Raw genomic sequence first — 16,433 nt, 5'->3', positions numbered from 1 at the left:
CCGGTGCGCGTGAGCCGGAACCGGATGCCGGTCATGCCCTCCCCCTCGGCCGATCCGGGGGTGAGGCCACCCGGCCGCCCTCGCTACAGTCTTCCCCATGCGCGATCTCGGGGTGGGTTTCCGGTATCTCCTGAAGGGCCAGCGGTGGGTGGTCCGGCACGGCAAGCAGTTCGGGTTCGGGCTGCTGCCGGGGCTGATCACCCTCGTGCTGTACGCGGCGACGCTCGTCGCGCTGGCGGTGTGGGGGGAGGACTTCGTCGCCTGGGCGACGCCGTTCGCCGACGACTGGTCGAGCCCCTGGTCCGGACTGTTCCGCGGGTTCCTCACCGCCGTCCTGTTCGCGCTCGGCCTGCTGCTGTCCGTGCTCACCTTCACCGCGGTGACCCTGCTCATCGGGCAGCCCTTCTACGAGAGCCTCTCCGAGAAGGTCGACCGGGACGTGTCCCCCGACGGCACCGCGCCCGAGTCGGACCTGCCGCTGTGGCGGGAGCTGTGGATCTCCGGCCGGGACAGCCTCCGGATCGTCGTGCGGGCCCTCGTCTGGGCCGTGCTGCTCTTCGCGCTCGGTTTCGTCCCGGTCCTCGGACAGACCGTCGTACCGGTGATCGGCTTCTTCGTCACCGGGTTCTTCCTCACCGAGGAGCTCACCGCCGTCGCGCTCCAGCGCCGCGGGGTCGAACTGCGCGAGCGGCTCGGCCTGCTGCGGTCCCGCAGGATGCTCGTCTGGGGCTTCGGCACGCCGCTGGGGCTGGCCTTCCTCGTGCCGTTCGTCGCGGTGTTCCTGATGCCGGGCGCGGTGGCCGGCGCCACCCTCATGGCGCGCGACCTGCTCGGTGAGGAGACCGCCGGGGACGGTGCCGGGGAGTCCGAGGAGGAGGGCGTCACGTCGTGACCGAGGTGCTCGCCGTCGCCGTCATCACCGTCCTGGCCGTGATCGCCCCGGGCGCCGACTTCGCCATGGTGGTCCGCAACAGCTACCTCCACGGCCGCCGCACCGGACTGCTCGGCGCGGTCGGTGTCGCCGCCGGCGTCCTCGTGCACGTCACCTACACGATGCTCGGCGTCGGACTGCTGATCGCCTCCTCCGCCTTCCTGTTCACGGTCATCAAGCTGGTCGGCGCCGCCTACCTCGTCTACATCGGCGTCCGCACCTTCCGCACCCGCACCGAGGTCACCGTCGACCTGGACCACAGGACGGGCCTCACCCCGTTCGCGGCCCTGCGCACCGGCTTCCTGACCAACGTCCTCAACCCGAAGACGACCCTCTTCGTGGTCTCCACCTTCGCCCAGGTCGTCGGCCCCGGCACACCGGTGGTCCAGCAGGTGGGGTACGGGCTGTTCATGTCGCTGGCCCACCTGCTGTGGTTCGGCGTCGTCGCGGTGTTCTTCTCGCAGAGCCGCATGCGCACCCTGATGCTGCGCGGCCAGAAGGTCCTCAACAAGGTCATCGGATCCGTCCTGGCCGGCCTCGGCGTCAGCCTCGCGTTCGCTCCGTCGCACTGAGCGCCCCGCACGTCCGCGACGCCGCCTCGCGCAGCGCGCCGGGACGCCCTCGCCGAGCACCCGCAGCAGGGTGGCGTCGGGGCGGACGGACGCGGCGGCGAGGGCCCGGCACCAGGGCCACGCCGAGCCCGGCGGCCACGTACCCCCGCCCGGCGGTCCACTCGGCGACGACGTGCGCCACGCGGGGCCGGAAACCCCGCCGCAGGGCCGCGCCCAGCAGGGTCCCCTCGGGGCGGGGGCTGCCGGCGAACCGGGCGAGCGGCACCGGGCCGTCGTGGCCGGCCAGGGGGTGGCCGTCGGGCACGGCGACGTACAGCGGTTCGTCGAGGAGGTGGTGGAGCGCGTACGCCTCCAGCGGTGCGCGGCCCGTGGCCGACACCACCGCGAGGTCCGGGTGACCGGCGGCCGGCCGGTCCGGCAGGGCGGGGGTGAGACCCTCCTCGCGCACGACGCGGACGCCGGGACGGCGGGCGCGGAAGGCGGACAGGGCGTGCGGCACCGGGGCCGCGTCCGCGGTACGGGCACGCCGGCCGACCACTTGTGAAAGGTTCGTACGGGATCCCGGCCGAGTGCTCGATCACGGACCGCCGGACCGACGCGGCGATTAACGTCTGATCCGGGCGGTACCCGTATGAGCAGCCCCGGCCCGGGACCCTGACCCCGGGCCGGGGCTCAGGGCCGCGGCCGCCCGCCGTGCGGGCGGTCCGTCCGGTCTACCGCACGGAGAAGCCGTACACCGTCTCCGAGCGGAACACCTCGCCCGGCCGCAGCACGGTGCCCGGGAACTCCGGACGGTTCGGGGAGTCGGGGAAGTGCTGGGTCTCCAGCGCGACGCCGTCGCCGGGCGCGAAGGGCTCGCCGATGTGGTCCGCGGTGTACAGCTGCATCCCGGGCTCGGTGGTCGCCACCGTCAGCACCCGGCCCGACGCCGGGTCGTACAGCTCGGCGACCTCCACGGGCGCCGGCGTCACGCCCTTGTCGAGCACCAGGTTGTGGTCGTACCCGGTGCCGACCCTGCGCGCCGTGCGGAAGTCGAAGCGGGTGCCGGTCGCGTCGGCGAGCTCGCCCGTCGGGATCAGGTCCGCGTCGACCGGAGTGAACCGGGAGGCCGCGAGCCGCAGTTCGTGCCCGGCCGCGCTGCCGGAGCCCGCCAGGTTCCAGTACGAGTGGTTCGTCAGGTTCACCGGGGTCGGCGCGTCCGTCACCGCCTCGTAGGCGATGCCCAGCGCCCCCCGCTCGTCCAGCGCGTACGTCACCGAGACCTCCAGACGGCCCGGGAAGCCCTCCTCGCCGTGCGGGCTGACCCGGGTGAGGCGCAGGCCGTGCTCGACCGGCGTCACGTCCCACACCCGCTTGTCGAAGCCCCGCTCCCCGCCGTGCAGCGAGTTCGGCCCGTTGTTCGGGGCGAGCGCGTACGTGACCCCGTCCAGCGGGAAGCGGGCGCCCGCGATCCGGTTGGCGTACCGGCCGATCAGGGCGCCCAGGAAGGGCTCCGGGTGCTTGACGTAGCCGTCCAGGTCGGGGAACCCCAGCACCACGTTCCCGAGCGTGCCGGCCCGGTCCGGCACCTCCACGCTCTGCACGATCCCGCCGTAGGACAGGATCCGCACCCGCACGCCCGCCCGCCGCAGCGTCCAGCGGTGCACCGGGGTGCTGTCGGGGAGCGTGCCGAAGAGTTCGTTCATGTGCGAAACAATAGGTCACGGCCTTCCCGACGGGTCACGGCCGCTCCGCCGTGACCGTCCGGTAGGCGATCTCCGCCAGCCTGGCCTGCCCGTCGACACTGGGGTGGAACCAGTCCCAGCGGCTCAACTGCTCGGTGCCGAAGCGGTAGTCGTGCACCGCGCCGCCGTCGTAGCGGCACCGGCGGTCCGCGGCGCAGACCTCCTCCAGCACCTCGTTGTAGTCCTCCACCCGCTTCTGCACCGTCTCGCGCCGCAGCGTCGCCGCCTCGTCCAGCGCGTCCGCGTCGCCCAGCATCGACGGGCAGATGCCCAGCTTCCAGACCTGCTTGCCCAGCGCGTTGGTCCGTCCCTGCGACCACAGCCGCTTCAGGTTCGGCACGCTCGCCACGTACACCTGGGTCTCGGGCAGCGCCTCGCGCAGGGTGTTCATCGCCTCCTGGAAGTCGGCGCGGAAGTCGGCCACCGGCGTCATCGCCGACACCGTGTCCCGGCAGGCGTCGTTCGCCCCGGCCAGCACCGTCACCAGCTGCGGGGCGCGCCGCACCGCCCGCGCCATCTGGCCCGGCAGATCCGCCATCCGGGCCCCGGTCACCGCGTGGTTCCAGCTCCGCTCGGCCGCCCCGGCCCTCCCCAGCAACCGCACCGCGAGACTGTCGACCTCCTCGCTGCTGCCCGTCGCCCACGACACCTCGGGGCAGTCCGCCAGCACCGAGCAGGCGTCGAAGCCGGTGGTGATGGAGTCGCCGACGGCCGCCACGGAGGAGGGACTGGTGTCCCACACGGGCGTGGGCCTCGGGGACGGCCGGCCCTCCTTCGCGCCCGCACCGGACGGGGCGGACGCGTCACCGCCGACGGCGTCGCAGCCGGCCGCACCGAGGGCGGCGGCCGTCACCACGGCGAGAACGGCCCGTGAGCGTCGCCGCCGCCTCCGCGTCGCCTGGTCCAATTCCGTCGCCTCCCCGCGCGTCGTGGTGTCACCGTCCCCCAACCCATAACAACGCACGGGAGTTCCCGCCCGGCGACGGGAACACCCCCCACCCGTACAAGCGTCCTGCCGGGTGAATGGTGGACGTTTCCCGGCACCGGGACCGACGGTACGTCACACTCCTTGCGCCGTCGCACGGTAGCCTCGCCATCAACGCGGCTCGCCGGGCCGCGGCCGTTCCACCCGTTCCAAGATGTCCCGCTCTGCCCGGAGGTTCCGGTGACGACTCGTGGAGTTCTGTACGTGCACTCCGCGCCGCGCGCGCTGTGCCCGCACGTCGAGTGGGCCGTCGCCGGGGTGCTCGGCACGCGCGTCAGCCTGGACTGGATCCGCCAGCCGGCCGCCCCGGGCACCTGGCGCTCGGAGTTCTCCTGGCAGGGTCAGGCCGGCACCGCCTCCAAACTCGCCTCCGCGCTGCGCGGCTGGCAGATGCTGCGCTTCGAGGTCACCGCGGAGCCCTGCCCCACCGCCGAGGGCGAGCGCTACAGCTGCACCCCCGACCTCGGCATCTTCCACGCCGTCACCGGCATGCACGGCGACATCCTGATCCCCGAGGACCGGCTGCGCGCCGCCCTGGTCCGCTCCCGGAGCGGCGAGACCGACCTGGAGGCGGAGATCGCCAAGCTCCTGGGCAAGCCCTGGGACGACGAACTGGAGCCGTTCCGCTACGCGGGCGAGGGCGCCCCGGTGCGCTGGCTGCACCAGGTCGTCTGACCGGGCTCCCCGCCCGGTGACGCGCGAGGACCCGCGCCCTGCGGACGCGAGAGGGCCCCCACCACCACGGTGGGGGCCCTCTCGCGTCCGCAGGGGTGCCGGTCAGACCGTCCGGAACGCCAGCACCACGTTGTGGCCGCCGAACCCGAACGAGTCGTTCAGCGCGGCGATCCTGCCCTCGACGGGCAGCTTGCGCGCCTCGCCGCGGACCACGTCCGCGTTCGCCTCGGCCTCCGGGTCCAGGTTCTCGACGTTGATGGTCGGCGGGGCCACCCGGTGGTACAGCGCGAGCACCGTCGCCACCGACTCCACACCGCCGGCGCCACCGAGCAGGTGACCGGTCATCGACTTGGTGGCGGAGACCGCGATGTGGTCGGCGTCGTCGCCGAAGACCTTGCGCAGCGCCTTCAGTTCGGCGATGTCACCGGCCGGCGTCGAGGTGGCGTGCGCGTTGACGTGCACGATCTCGGCCGGGTCCAGGTCGGTGCGGTCCAGCAGGTGCTGCAGGGCGTGCGAGATGCCGCGGCCCTCCGGCTCCGGCTGCACGATGTCGTGGGAGTCGGCCGAGACGCCCTGGCCGACCGCCTCCGCGTAGACGCGGGCACCGCGCGCCGCGGCGTGCTCGGCGGACTCCAGGACGATCACGCCCGCGCCCTCGCCCATGACGAAGCCGTCACGGGCCACGTCGTAGGGGCGCGAGGCGCCCTCGGGGTCGTCGTTGTTCTTGGACATCGCCATCATGTTGCCGAACGCGGCGATCGGCAGCGGGTGGATCGCCGCCTCCGTGCCGCCCGCGACGACGACGTCGGCACGGCCGGTGCGGATCATCTCGATGGCGTAGCCGATGGCCTCCGCGCCCGAGGCGCAGGCCGAGACCGGGGTGTGCACGCCCGCGCGGGCGCCCACGGCCAGGCCCACGTTCGCCGAGGGGCCGTTCGGCATCAGCATGGGGACGGTGTGCGGGGAGACGCGGCGGACGCCCTTCTCCTTCAGCACGTCGTACTGGTCCAGCAGGGTCGTCACGCCGCCGATGCCGGAGGCGATGACCGCGCCGAGCCGGTCCGGGTCGATGCTCGGGTCCTCACCGGCCTTGCCCTCGAAGCCGGCGTCGGCCCACGCCTCCTTGGCCGCGACCAGCGCGAACTGCGCCGAGCGGTCCAGTCGGCGGGCCTGCGGCCGGGGGATGACCTCGGTGGGCTCCACGGCCACGGGGGCCGCGATGCGGACCGCCTGCTCGGCGGCCCACTCCTGCGTAAGGGGCTTGACGCCGGAACGTCCGGCGACCAGGCCCTCCCAGGTAGAGGCTGCGTCGCCACCCAGCGGTGTGGTTGCGCCGATACCGGTGACGACCACGGTGCGATTGGTCGAGCTCACGGGAATTCTTTCTCCAACGGATACGAGGATTCGTACGGCGCCACCGCCGGGTGGCGGGGCCGGGCGCTCCCGGCCCGAGCAGGGCTCAGGCCTGGTGCTTGAGGATGTAGTCGGTCGCGTCGCCGACGGTCTTGAGGTTCTTGACGTCGTCGTCCGGGATCTTGACGTCGAAGCGCTCTTCGGCGGCGACGACGACCTCGACCATGGACAGCGAGTCGACGTCCAGGTCGTCGGTGAAGGACTTGTCCAGCTGGACGTCCTCAACCGGGATGCCGGCGATCTCGTTCACGATCTCCGCGAGACCGGCGACGATCTCTTCCTGAGTGGCGGCCATGGTGGCGCTCCTTCGTTGTGATTCCAGAGGGTGTGGCGCCCGCCGCGTCAGCGGCAGGTGTTGCGGTTTCCGTGCCGGACCCCATGATCCGGCACGGAGTGCCTAGGGGAGGGTAACGACCGTGGCGGCGTAGACGAGACCCGCCCCGAAGCCGATGACGAGCGCGGTGTCGCCGCTCTTCGCCTCGCCGGTCGCCAGGAGCCGCTCCATCGCGAGCGGGATCGAGGCGGCCGAGGTGTTGCCGGTGGTGCGGATGTCACGGGCGACCGTGACGTGCTCCGGCAGTTTGAGGGTCTTCACCATCGAGTCGATGATCCGCACGTTGGCCTGGTGCGGGATGAAGACGTCCAGGTCGTCCGGGGTGATCCCGGCCGCGTCCAGCGCCTGCTGGGCGACCTTCGCCATCTCGAACACGGCCCAGCGGAACACCGCCTGGCCCTCCTGCGTGATCGCGGGGAACTTCTCGACCGTCCCGTCGCGGTAGTCCGTCCACGGCACGGTCTGCTTGATGGTCTCGGACTTGTCGCCCTCCGAGCCCCACACGGTCGGGCCGATCGCGGGCTCCTGGGACGGACCGACGACCACCGCGCCGGCGCCGTCGCCGAACAGGAAGGCGGTCGCCCGGTCCTCCAGGTCGGTCAGGTCGCTCAGCCGCTCCACGCCGATGACCAGGACGTACTCCGCGGAACCCTCGACGACCATGCCCTTGGCGAGGGTGAGGCCGTAGCCGAAGCCCGCGCAGCCGGCCGAGATGTCGAAGGCGGCGGCCCTGTCCGTGCCCAGCTTGTCGGCGATCTCGGTGGCGACGGCCGGGGTCTGGCTGAAGTGCGAGACGGTCGAGACCACCACGGCGCCGATCTGCGCGGCGTCGATCCCGGCGTCCGCGATCGCCTTGCCGGACGCCTCGAGCGACATCGCCGCGACGGTCTCCTCCGGCGACGCCCAGTGCCGGGTCTCGATGCCGGAACGCGAGCGGATCCACTCGTCGGACGAGTCGATCGTCTCGAGGATCACCTCGTTCGGCACGACCCGGGTGGGCCGGTAACCGCCCACGCCGAGGATGCGCGCGTACGGGGCGCCCTTGCTGGGCTTGATCTTCGCCATGCGGGTGGGCTCCTTAAGGCGCTCAGGCGGCGTGCTCGGCGACGAGCTCGCGGGCCGCGTCGAGGTCGGCGGGGGTCTTCAGGGCCAGCGTCTTGACGCCGGGCAGCGCGCGCTTGGCCAGGCCGGTCAGGGTGCCGCCGGGGCAGACCTCCAGCAGGGCGGTCACGCCGAGCTCCTTGAAGGTCTCCATGCACAGGTCCCAGCGGACCGGGTTCGCGACCTGGCCGACCAGGCGCTGGAGGACCTCGGCACCGGTCGCGACGGCCGCGCCGTCCTTGTTCGACACGTAGGTGACCTTCGGGTCGCCCGGCGCCAGGTCCGCGGCGGCCTTCGCCAGCGTGTCGACCGCGGGGGCCATGTGGTGGGTGTGGAAGGCGCCGGCCACCTTGAGCGCGACGACCTTGCGCACGCCCTCGGGCTTGTCCGCCTCCAGCGCGGCGAGCTGCTCCTTGGTGCCGGCCGCCACGATCTGGCCCGCGCCGTTGATGTTCGCCGGGGTCAGGCCCAGCTTCTCCAGGTGCGCCAGGGTCGTCTCGGGGTCGCCGCCGAGCAGCGCCGCCATGCCGGTCTCGGTGATCGCGGCGGCGTCGGCCATGGCCAGGCCCCGCTTGCGGACCAGCGTCAGCGCGGCGGTGTCGTCGAGGACGCCCGCGAAGGCGGCGGCGGTGATCTCGCCGACGCTGTGACCGGCGACCGCGCCGGGCGCGATGTCCGTCACCGCCGCGTCAGCGGCGGACGAGCCGGTACCGAGTGCCGAGGCGGACAGCAGCCCGGCCGCGACCAGCAGCGGCTGCGCGACGGCCGTGTCGCGGATCGCGTCCGCGTCGGCCCGCGTGCCGTAGTGGGCGAGGTCGAGTCCGATGGCGTCGGACCAGGCGGCGACACGGTCCGCGGCACCGGGGAGTTCGAGCCATTCAGTCAGGAAGCCGGGCGTCTGGGCGCCCTGGCCGGGAGCGACGAGTACGAGCACTCTCACACTCTCTCTTGGGGACGGCCGCGACCGCCCGTGATGACAGGGACGAAGAACACGAGGGCCTTTTGTGGGGCCCCGACAAAACACTAGGGCTGAAGATCACCATCGACCAGACGTCCCAGGATCAGCGCGATCCGCAGCGTGAACGCCGAGCGTACATCGGAGGGTGACCACCCGGTGACGTCAGTCACACGTCGGAGCCGGTAACGAACGGTGTTGGGATGAACGAACAGCATCCGCGCCGCGCCCTCGAGACTGCTCGCCTGCTCGAGATAGACACTGAGCGTTTCCAGCAGTGCGGCCCCGGCCTCCTCCAGCGGTCTGTAGATCTCCTCCACCAACTGCTCGCGGGCCGAGGGGTCCCCGGCGATCGCCCGCTCCGGAAGCAGATCGTCCGCCAGGACCGGGCGCGGTGCGTCCTGCCAGGCGGAACACGCCTTGAGCCCCGCCGCGGCGGCCTGCGCGGACCGGGTCGCGGCCAGCAGGTCCGGCACCACCGGACCGGCCACGACCGGTCCCGGCGCGTACGGACCGATCAGCGACCTGGCGACGGCCAGCGGATTGTCGCTGCCGCCCGCGATCACCACGAGCCGGTCCCCGAGCACCCCGGTCAGCACCTGGAGCTTGGCGTGCCGGGCGGCACGCCGGATCGCCTCCACGGTCAGCTCGGAGTCGCCGTCGGGCGCGGTGCCCAGCACCACGCACACGTGCTCGGGCGAGTTCCAGCCGAGGGCGGCGGCCCGGGACACGGCCCCCTCGTCGGCCTCACCGCTCAGCACGGCGTTCACCACCAGCGACTCCAGGCGCGCGTCCCAGGCACCCCGTGCCTCGGCCGCCTGCGCGTACACCTGGGCGGTGGCGAAGGCGATCTCCCGGGCGTAGACGAGGAGGGCCTCGCGCAGGATCGACTCGTCGCCCGGCGCCGCCACCTCGTCGATGGCCGTCTCCATGACCTCGATGGTGGTGCGCACCATCTCCACGGTCTGCCGCAGCGTGATGGCCCGGGTCAGCTCGCGCGGCGCGGTGCCGAAGACGTCGGTGGAGATGGCCTGCGGGGCGTCGGGGTGCCGGAACCACTCGGTGAAGGCGGCGATGCCCGCCTGGGCGACCAGACCGATCCAGGAACGGTTCTCCGGTGGCATGGCCCGGTACCAGGGCAACGTCTCGTCCATCCGCGCGATGGCCTGTGCGGCGAGGCTGCCGGAGGACTTCTCCAACCGCTTCAGCGTCGCGGCATGCGGGTGGGCGGGGCGGCGCGCGGCGGCGTGGGTGCTGCTGGTTTCGGGTTCGGGCACGGGGACAAGACTGCCTCATACGGACGGGAGGGTGGTCCGCCGGGTCCGTGGTGCGGTCTACGGTGGGCGCCGTGATGGACGTACGGCGCGCGCACGAGCGCTACCAGGGCGGTGATCCGGCGGCCGGGATCGAGACGCGGCACGCCTTCTCCTTCGGCCCCCACTACGACCCCGACAACCTCCGCTTCGGCGCGGTCGTCGCCTGCAACGAGGAGCACCTGGCCCCCGGCGCCGGCTTCGACGAGCACCCGCACAGCCACACCGAGATCGTCACGTGGGTGGTGGCGGGCGAGCTGACCCACCGGGACTCCACGGGCCGGGAGACGGTGGTCCGCCCCGGCGACGTGCAGCGCCTGAGCGCCGCCTCCGGAGTCCGGCACGTGGAGCGCAACGACGGCGACGAGCCCCTGACCTTCCTCCAGATGTGGCTGACCCCGCTGATCCCCGGCGGCGACCCCCGCTACGAGGTCGTCCGCGGCGTGGCCGACTCCACCCCGTACGCCCTCCCGGAGGCGGGCGCGACGCTCCACGTCCGCCGCCTGACGGCGGGCGAGCGGACCGCCGTCCCCGACGCCGCGTACGTGTACGTCCACGTGGTGCGCGGCGAGGTGACCCTGGACGGCGAGACCCTGGCCGCCGGCGACGCGGCCCGGATCACCGGCGCGAAGGGCGGGGAGGCGGCCGCCGTGAGCCCGACGGCGGAACTGCTGCTGTGGGAGATGCGGGACGCGACGCGGACCTGACGGCGTAGGCCTTCCCGCCCGGCCCGACCGTGACGTCCCTCGTCCCGGACTCCATCGGGCCGACCCGGTCCTCCGGGCCGTCGTCGAAGCGGACGACCGGGTAGCGGTGGAGGGCGCATTCCTCGTCGCCGGTGCTGGTGGCCGTGAGGAGGAGGTGCCGGGCCTCGTCGCGCGGGTGGACCTCCGCGGCGATCGGGACGTCCGCGTCGGCGCAGGAGGCGGTGGCGGCGTCACCGCCACCGGTGCCGCCCGACCCGTCGGCCTTGTCCGAGCCGTCGCCCGGGTCCCGCGGGCCGCCGCCCGCGCCCCCGCCGGGCCGGGTGGAGACGGTCGTGCTCGGGGCGGCGGACGGGACGGTGTCCGCGCCGTCGTCCGTGCCGCCCGGCCCGCAGGCCGTGACGGAGAGGAGGGCGGTGAGCACCGCGGCTCCCGGGGCGCGGGTCTTCCGGTTCCTGTGGGCAGTGCGCACGGCGATCCCCCGGGTGCGGTCGTCCGGTCCGGATGCCCGACCAGTTGAGCCGAGGGTGCGGCAGGAAGACCGTCGACGCTCCCGTCCGCGCGTGACGGTGACGGTGTCGCGCGTGACGGTGACGGCATGCGGACGGGGCCGCCGCATTTCCGTTTCCTGCTCCGGCCCGGTGGGGTCCGAGTGCCTCAGCCGCGCAGCTCCGCCAGCACCGCGTCGGTGAACGGCGGCCACGCCTCGACCGCCCAGGGGCCGAAGGCGCGGTCGGCGAGGGCCGCGCAGGCGACGCCCGCGTCCGGGTCGACCCACAGGAACGTGCCCGACTGGCCGAAGTGGCCGAAGGTGCGCGGCGAGGACGAACCGCCCGTCCAGTGCGGCGACTTGCCGCCCCGGATCTCGAAGCCGAGGCCCCAGTCGTTGGGGTTCTGGTGGCCGTAGCCCGGCAGGACGCCCTTGGTGCCCGGGTACTGGACGGTCATCGCCCCGGCGACCGTGCGGGGGTCCAGCAGGCGCGGGGCCTGGACCTCGGCGGCGAAGCGCAGCAGGTCGTCCACCGTGGACACGCCGTCCTTGGCGGGGGAGCCCTCCAGCGACGTCGACGTCATGCCCAGCGGCTCCAGCACCGCCTGCCGCAGGTACTCCGCGAACGGGATCTCCGTCGCCTTCGTGACGTGGTCCCCCAGCTGCTCGAACCCGGCGTTCGAGTACAGCCGCCGCTCCCCGGGCGCCGAGGTCACCCGGTGCTCGTCGAAGGCCAGCCCCGAGGTGTGCGCGAGCAGGTGCCGGACGGTGGAGCCCTCGGGGCCCGCCGGCTCGTCCAGCTCGATCGCGCCCTCCTCGTACGCCACCAGCACCGCGTAGGCGGCGAGCGGCTTGGTGACCGAGGCCAGCGGGAAGCGGTGGCCGGTCGGCCCGTGGGCGCCGAGGACGGTGCCGTCCGCCCGTACGACACCCGCCGCGGCGGTGGGGACCGGCCAGTTCTCGATCAGCGCGAGGCTCTTCAGCGACATGCCGTCGAGCCTAAGCGCTCGGAGCGCCGGCTCCGGCAAGGGGTCCGGCCGGGGCCTGAAGCCCATCGAGACGTACAGCGGCCCGGCCTGCGCGGGCGCGGTGAGGCGGCCCCGCCGGGCACCGCGCCCGCGGAACCGCTCCGGCAGCGCCTCCCCGCAGGCGCGCGCGCATCCGCGGCGGCGCGCGTCCGGGTCGGTGGCGACGCTGAAGACGTAGCCGTCCCCGCCGTGCGGGGGCGAGCGCGCCGCCGGTGCGGTGGTCGACCGTGCCGGCCACCGGGGACGCCGGCGCGCCCGGCCGCTCCGGGTGGTCCACGACGAACGCGGCGAGGGCGCCGTCCGGCTCGGCCGGTTCCGTGCGCGGCACGGGCGGGGAGACGGTGTGCCACGCCGTGGAGGAGCCGGCCCGACCCGTGGAGCCGATCGTCACCCGACGCGGACGCGGCACCTCCTCCGCGTCCTCGGGCAGCGCACGGCGTACGAGGGTCGTGCCCGGCGCGCTATTCGGCCAGGGGCACGCCATTCCGCCGTTTTCCCGCCGCGCGTGCTTGCTTGGAGTGCACTCCAGGGTCCTAGCGTGGGGCCATGACGGTGACGGAGACGGAGACCACGGACACCAGCGCCGACATCTGTGCCGGGCCGCCGCAGGGGAACCGGCGGCCGGACGGCGCGGACAGGTACACGATCAGCGAGGTCGCCGCCCTCACCGGGCTGACGGCCCACACCCTGCGCTGGTACGAGCGCATCGGGCTGATGCCGCACATCGACCGGTCCCACACCGGTCAGCGCCGCTACAGCAACCGCGACCTCGACTGGCTCGCCCTCGTCGGCAAGCTCCGCCTGACCGGGATGCCGGTCGCGGACATGGTGCGGTACGCGGAGCTGGTCCGCGCCGGCGACCACACGTACACCGAGCGCTTCGAACTGCTCAAGGAGACCCGCGAGGACGTACTGGCCCGGATCGCCGAGCTCCAGGGCACCCTCGCCGTACTCGACCGGAAGATCAGCTTCTACGCGGACGCCGGGCGCGCCCTGGCGTCGGAGAGGACACGATGACGAACGACAGGATCGCGACGGCGGCCCTGGGCGGGGGCGGCCCCGAGGTGGGCGTGCAGGGCCTGGGCTGCATGGGGATGAGCTTCGCCTACGGCCCCGCCGACGCGGACGCCTCCCGGGCGACCCTGGAACGGGCGCTGGAACTCGGCGTCACGCTCTACGACACGGCGGACGCGTACGGGGCGGGGGAGAACGAGCGGTTCCTGTCCCCCTTCCTCACGGCGCACCGGGACGAGGTGGTCATCGCCACCAAGTTCGCCCTGACGATCCCGCCGGACGACCCGACCCGGCGGATCATCCGCAACGACGCGCCGTACGTCCGCGAGGCGGTCGAGGCGAGCCTGAAGCGCCTGGGCGTCGACGTGATCGACCTCTACTACATGCACCGGCGCGACGTGAACGTGCCGATCGAGGAGACCGTCGGCACCATGGCCGAGCTGGTCCGCGAGGGCAAGGTCAAGCAGCTGGGCCTGAGCGAGGTCACGGCCGACGAGCTGCGCGCCGCGCACGCCGTGCACCCGATCGCCGCCGTGCAGTCGGAGTGGTCGCTGTTCAGCCGGGACATCGAGGCGAAGGTGGTGCCCGCCGCCCGCGAGCTGGGCGTGACGCTCGTGCCGTACTCGCCGCTCGGGCGGGGCTTCCTGACCGGCTCCTTCGCCGATGCCGACCAGGACCTCACGGCCGACGACTTCCGCCGTCGGATGCCCCGCTTCACCGGTGAGAACGCGGCGGCCAACGCGGCCCTGCTGGACCCGGTCCGCACGGTCGCCGAGGCCCACGGCGCCTCCCTCGGCCAGGTCGCCCTGGCCTGGGTCCACCAGCAGGCCGCCGTCCACGGCCTCCCGGTCGTCCCGATCCCCGGCACCCGCAAGCCGGCCCGGGTGGAGGAGAACACGGCGGCGACCCGCATCACCCTGACCGAGGAGGAGCTGGCCCTGCTGGAGCCCATCGCGGGCAAGGTGGCCGGCACCCGCTACGCGGACATGGCGTTCACGTCCGCCGGACGGGAGTGACGCCGCCTCACAGTTCCGCGAGCAGTTCCGCCTTCTTGGAGGAGAACTCCTCGTCCGTCACCAGTCCCGCCTGGTGGAGTTCCCCCAGGTGACGGATGCGTTCGGCGATGTCCGCGGGGTCGCGGCGCGGGGCCGCGGCCACCGCGGGCACCGGCTCGCAGGTGCGCACCGCCGCCAGCACGGCGGCGGCGAACGGCAGCGACTCGTGCACCGGTCCGTAGCCGAGGCCGAACACCACGGCCGCCGGATCCTGGTCGGCCTGCGCGGGAGAGGCCCCCGCGTCCCGGTGCAGCAGCCGCAGGTGCCCCTCGAACACCTCAGGCGACCGCCACTCCACGCCGCTCAACTCGCCGACGGGGAAGCGCTGGTCGCCGGCCTTCCACTTGGCCGACGAGGCTCCCGTCCAGAACCAGCGGAAGGACACCGACGTCCCGTCGAAGGACGCCTTCCCGTCGTACGCCTTGAACTGGCGCGGTGTCTCGGGCGGCGCCACCAGATGACGTTCGGACGGCCCGGACTCGGTGAGCAGGGCGCGCAGTTCGTCGGCGTAGTACTCGGCGAGCGTCTCGCGTTCGGCGGGCAGCACCAGCCGGTACGGGTCGCTGCTCTCCTTCAACTGCCCGGCGGCCGCCTCCATGAGCGGATCGGCCCCGGGCCGCGGCTCGATGCGCAGGACCACGGTGCCGCGCCTGCCGGGGGTCAGGGTCACCCCCTCGATCGCCTCGAGGGGTATGCGTCGTTCCCCGAGCGCCTGGAACAGCTTGGGTGTTCGAATCCCCCGTTCGTAACGGATGAGCACGGAGTCGGACTCGAACTCCCAGGCGGCATGAAATCCGGCCAGTACGTCACCCATGCGGCTCATCGTATGCGGCACGAGCTTCTTCGTCCTCTCCCCGCGCATACCGCAGTTTCTCCGCCCTCTACGCGCGTCCGGTGGCCGCCGTGCCGGACAAACCCGCCCGGCAGGCGTCGTCCTCGCGGGCACAGGACACCGCGCGGTACGCGCCGACACCGATCTCGGCGAAGTTCCGCAGGCTGTCCGTGCCCGGTACGAAATACCCGCTGTGCCCCTCGGCCTCCCGCGCCGACAGCACCCGCGCCCCGAAGCCCGCGGCCACCGGGTCGGCCCCGTGCCCCAGGCCGCCGAACTCCAGGTACGGCACGTCCTCGATCCAGTCGTCGGCGTCCCGCATCGCCCACACCCGGGCGGAGGTGTCCAGTTGGGACGCCTTCTCGACCCGCATCCCGGGGCTGCCGGCCACCGCTATGTCGGTCACCCGGTCCGGCAGCGCGGGCGCGGCGAGCCCGCACACCACGGAGCCGTAGCTGTGGCAGAACAGCGAGACCGGCGCGTTCCCGGGCAGCCCGCGCAGCATCGCGTTCAGCCGCACCGCCCCGTCCTCGGCGCGCATCGCCGTGGCCGCGTCCATGCCGAGTCCGCTGGGGGCGGTGTAGTCGGCCCAGGCGATCACGGCGGTGCGGGTCGTGGGGTCGGCCTCGCGTTCGGCCGCGTACAGGGACCTGGCCATGCCGACGGGCGCCGCGTACCGGCGGTGCGTGCGCTGGAAGGTGAGCAGGTCCGTGTCGGCACCGGGCACGACGACCGAGACCCGTTCGGCCGTGCGCAGGTCGCCGAGGACCTCGGCGACCCGGCCCGGGCCCGACGGGTCGAAGGCGAGGATGTGCCGGCCCGGGCGCAACAGCGCCTCGAAGCGGTCCGTCCGGCGGGCCGCCTGCCGCTGTCCCGCGGGCGTGAGGCGGCTGTCGTGCACGCGTTCGCGCTCGATCCCGAGGGCCTTCCCCAGCGCGATGCGGTTGGCGCGGTAGCGCAGGGAGACCGGCGCGCCGTTCATGTTGCCGACCGCGAGCGGGTAGCGGCGGGCCAGGGCCGTCCGCTGCCCCTCGCTGAGGGAGGCGAAGAAACGGGCCAGCCGCTCGGGCGCCGACCGCGGGTCCGGCAGCCGGTGACCGGCTATGCGGCCCTTCTCCCAGGCGCTGAGCGAAGCCTGGAGGGGGGTGGCCTCCCGCTGGTTGCGCAGCGCCGTCCAGCCGGTGGTCGCCAGCATCACGAAGACGACGACGAGCGCGAGCAGCGCGCGCCGGACGGCCGGTTGCGGGGAGGTGTCGAAGGAAGTCACTGGAAGGACACACTAGGAGAACGGGAGGGTCTCGCGTGAC

At 73.4% G+C, this 16,433-nt stretch carries 18 protein-coding genes and 1 pseudogene; 6 read left to right on the top strand and 13 right to left on the bottom strand.

Going from position 1 to position 16,433, the window contains the following annotated elements; translation table 11 throughout:
- The first annotated feature begins 97 nt into the window (after positions 1–97).
- Positions 98–892 (top strand): EI24 domain-containing protein, encoded by a 795-nt coding sequence (locus FHS37_RS03065; RefSeq protein ID WP_184817433.1) that lies wholly within the window; start codon positions 98–100, stop codon positions 890–892.
- Positions 889–1,503 (top strand): LysE family translocator, encoded by a 615-nt coding sequence (locus tag FHS37_RS03060; RefSeq protein WP_184817432.1) that lies wholly within the window; start codon positions 889–891, stop codon positions 1,501–1,503. The genes FHS37_RS03065 and FHS37_RS03060 overlap by 4 nt, the downstream gene beginning before the upstream one ends.
- Here the strand turns inward: FHS37_RS03060 and FHS37_RS03055 are convergent.
- From FHS37_RS03055 to FHS37_RS03045, 3 genes are all read right to left on the bottom strand, one after another.
- Positions 1,475–2,041, bottom strand: a complete 567-nt coding sequence (locus FHS37_RS03055; RefSeq protein WP_229889699.1) for a LysR substrate-binding domain-containing protein — start codon at positions 2,039–2,041, stop codon at positions 1,475–1,477. The genes FHS37_RS03060 and FHS37_RS03055 overlap by 29 nt on opposite strands.
- Positions 2,042–2,216: 175 nt before the next feature.
- Positions 2,217–3,188 carry an aldose epimerase family protein gene (locus FHS37_RS03050; protein ID WP_184817431.1) on the bottom strand — a complete coding sequence of 324 codons (972 nt, stop codon included), beginning with the start codon at positions 3,186–3,188 and terminating at the stop codon, positions 2,217–2,219.
- Positions 3,189–3,222: 34 nt separating this feature from the next.
- Positions 3,223–4,083 (bottom strand): SGNH/GDSL hydrolase family protein, encoded by an 861-nt coding sequence (locus tag FHS37_RS03045; protein ID WP_229889700.1) that lies wholly within the window; start codon positions 4,081–4,083, stop codon positions 3,223–3,225.
- 309 nt (positions 4,084–4,392) lie between these two features.
- On the opposite strand from FHS37_RS03045, the gene FHS37_RS03040 reads away from it, so the two are divergent.
- Positions 4,393–4,887 carry a DUF3145 domain-containing protein gene (locus tag FHS37_RS03040; protein WP_184817429.1) on the top strand — a complete coding sequence of 165 codons (495 nt, stop codon included), beginning with the start codon at positions 4,393–4,395 and terminating at the stop codon, positions 4,885–4,887.
- A 102-nt stretch (positions 4,888–4,989) separates the two neighbouring features.
- Here the strand turns inward: FHS37_RS03040 and fabF are convergent, their stop codons facing one another.
- The 5 genes from fabF to fasR form a co-directional block, all read right to left on the bottom strand.
- Positions 4,990–6,261 carry a beta-ketoacyl-ACP synthase II gene (gene fabF / locus FHS37_RS03035; protein ID WP_184817428.1) on the bottom strand — a complete coding sequence of 424 codons (1,272 nt, stop codon included), beginning with the start codon at positions 6,259–6,261 and terminating at the stop codon, positions 4,990–4,992.
- Between the two features lie 85 nt (positions 6,262–6,346).
- On the bottom strand, positions 6,347–6,595 hold the full coding sequence (locus tag FHS37_RS03030; protein WP_004931691.1) for an acyl carrier protein: 249 nt from the start codon (positions 6,593–6,595) through the stop codon (positions 6,347–6,349).
- Between the two features lie 102 nt (positions 6,596–6,697).
- Positions 6,698–7,699, bottom strand: coding sequence for a ketoacyl-ACP synthase III (locus tag FHS37_RS03025; protein ID WP_184817427.1), 1,002 nt, complete (start codon positions 7,697–7,699; stop codon positions 6,698–6,700).
- Between the two features lie 22 nt (positions 7,700–7,721).
- Positions 7,722–8,669, bottom strand: a complete 948-nt coding sequence (locus tag FHS37_RS03020) for an ACP S-malonyltransferase (RefSeq protein ID WP_184817426.1) — start codon at positions 8,667–8,669, stop codon at positions 7,722–7,724.
- A gap of 89 nt (positions 8,670–8,758) precedes the next feature.
- Positions 8,759–9,967, bottom strand: coding sequence for a fatty acid biosynthesis transcriptional regulator FasR (gene fasR, locus FHS37_RS03015; protein WP_184817425.1), 1,209 nt, complete (start codon positions 9,965–9,967; stop codon positions 8,759–8,761).
- A 74-nt stretch (positions 9,968–10,041) separates the two neighbouring features.
- Here fasR and FHS37_RS03010 point away from each other — a divergent pair, with 74 nt between their 5' ends.
- On the top strand, positions 10,042–10,710 hold the full coding sequence (locus FHS37_RS03010; RefSeq protein WP_184817701.1) for a pirin family protein: 669 nt from the start codon (positions 10,042–10,044) through the stop codon (positions 10,708–10,710).
- Here the strand turns inward: FHS37_RS03010 and FHS37_RS03005 are convergent.
- The 3 genes and pseudogenes from FHS37_RS03005 to FHS37_RS39085 form a co-directional block, all read right to left on the bottom strand.
- Positions 10,622–11,179 (bottom strand): DUF4232 domain-containing protein, encoded by a 558-nt coding sequence (locus tag FHS37_RS03005; RefSeq protein WP_184817424.1) that lies wholly within the window; start codon positions 11,177–11,179, stop codon positions 10,622–10,624. The genes FHS37_RS03010 and FHS37_RS03005 overlap by 89 nt on opposite strands.
- 185 nt (positions 11,180–11,364) lie before the next feature.
- A complete protein-coding gene (locus FHS37_RS03000; protein ID WP_184817423.1) occupies positions 11,365–12,186 on the bottom strand; it encodes a serine hydrolase domain-containing protein in 822 nt (273 codons plus the stop codon).
- A 30-nt stretch (positions 12,187–12,216) separates the two neighbouring features.
- Positions 12,217–12,709: pseudogene (locus FHS37_RS39085) on the bottom strand (GNAT family N-acetyltransferase); the annotation flags it as partial.
- A gap of 62 nt (positions 12,710–12,771) precedes the next feature.
- Here FHS37_RS39085 and FHS37_RS02995 point away from each other — a divergent pair.
- Positions 12,772–13,242: a MerR family transcriptional regulator gene (locus tag FHS37_RS02995; protein WP_184817422.1), complete on the top strand. Its 471-nt coding sequence runs from the start codon at positions 12,772–12,774 to the stop codon at positions 13,240–13,242.
- Positions 13,239–14,255, top strand: coding sequence for an aldo/keto reductase (locus FHS37_RS02990; protein ID WP_184817421.1), 1,017 nt, complete (start codon positions 13,239–13,241; stop codon positions 14,253–14,255). The genes FHS37_RS02995 and FHS37_RS02990 overlap by 4 nt, the downstream gene beginning before the upstream one ends.
- A 7-nt stretch (positions 14,256–14,262) precedes the next feature.
- Here the strand turns inward: FHS37_RS02990 and FHS37_RS02985 are convergent, their stop codons facing one another.
- Both FHS37_RS02985 and FHS37_RS02980 read right to left on the bottom strand, forming a co-directional pair.
- On the bottom strand, positions 14,263–15,108 hold the full coding sequence (locus FHS37_RS02985; protein WP_184817420.1) for a DUF4429 domain-containing protein: 846 nt from the start codon (positions 15,106–15,108) through the stop codon (positions 14,263–14,265).
- A 67-nt stretch (positions 15,109–15,175) separates the two neighbouring features.
- Positions 15,176–16,393, bottom strand: coding sequence for an alpha/beta hydrolase (locus FHS37_RS02980; RefSeq protein WP_184817419.1), 1,218 nt, complete (start codon positions 16,391–16,393; stop codon positions 15,176–15,178).
- Between the last annotated feature and the right edge of the window lie 40 nt (positions 16,394–16,433).

The sequence above is a fragment of the Streptomyces griseomycini genome (genome assembly GCF_014203535.1).
Taxonomy (GTDB): Bacteria; Actinomycetota; Actinomycetes; order Streptomycetales; family Streptomycetaceae; genus Streptomyces; species Streptomyces griseomycini.
Note: the sequence above shows the minus strand (reverse complement) of the source record. Positions and strands in the feature narration are given on the sequence as shown.

Excerpts from the sequence above, each read along its gene's own strand:
- FHS37_RS03065 (WP_184817433.1), top strand. The coding sequence starts at position 98 with ATGCGCGATCTCGGGGTGGGTTTCCGGTATCTCCTGAAGGGCCAGCGG.
- FHS37_RS03025 (WP_184817427.1), bottom strand. The coding sequence starts at position 7,699 with ATGGCGAAGATCAAGCCCAGCAAGGGCGCCCCGTACGCGCGCATCCTC.
- FHS37_RS02985 (WP_184817420.1), bottom strand. The coding sequence starts at position 15,108 with ATGGGTGACGTACTGGCCGGATTTCATGCCGCCTGGGAGTTCGAGTCC.
- FHS37_RS02990 (WP_184817421.1), top strand. The coding sequence starts at position 13,239 with ATGACGAACGACAGGATCGCGACGGCGGCCCTGGGCGGGGGCGGCCCC.
- FHS37_RS03000 (WP_184817423.1), bottom strand. The coding sequence starts at position 12,186 with ATGTCGCTGAAGAGCCTCGCGCTGATCGAGAACTGGCCGGTCCCCACC.
- FHS37_RS03050 (WP_184817431.1), bottom strand. The coding sequence starts at position 3,188 with ATGAACGAACTCTTCGGCACGCTCCCCGACAGCACCCCGGTGCACCGC.
- FHS37_RS02995 (WP_184817422.1), top strand. The coding sequence starts at position 12,772 with ATGACGGTGACGGAGACGGAGACCACGGACACCAGCGCCGACATCTGT.
- FHS37_RS03030 (WP_004931691.1), bottom strand. The coding sequence starts at position 6,595 with ATGGCCGCCACTCAGGAAGAGATCGTCGCCGGTCTCGCGGAGATCGTG.
- FHS37_RS03010 (WP_184817701.1), top strand. The coding sequence starts at position 10,042 with ATGGACGTACGGCGCGCGCACGAGCGCTACCAGGGCGGTGATCCGGCG.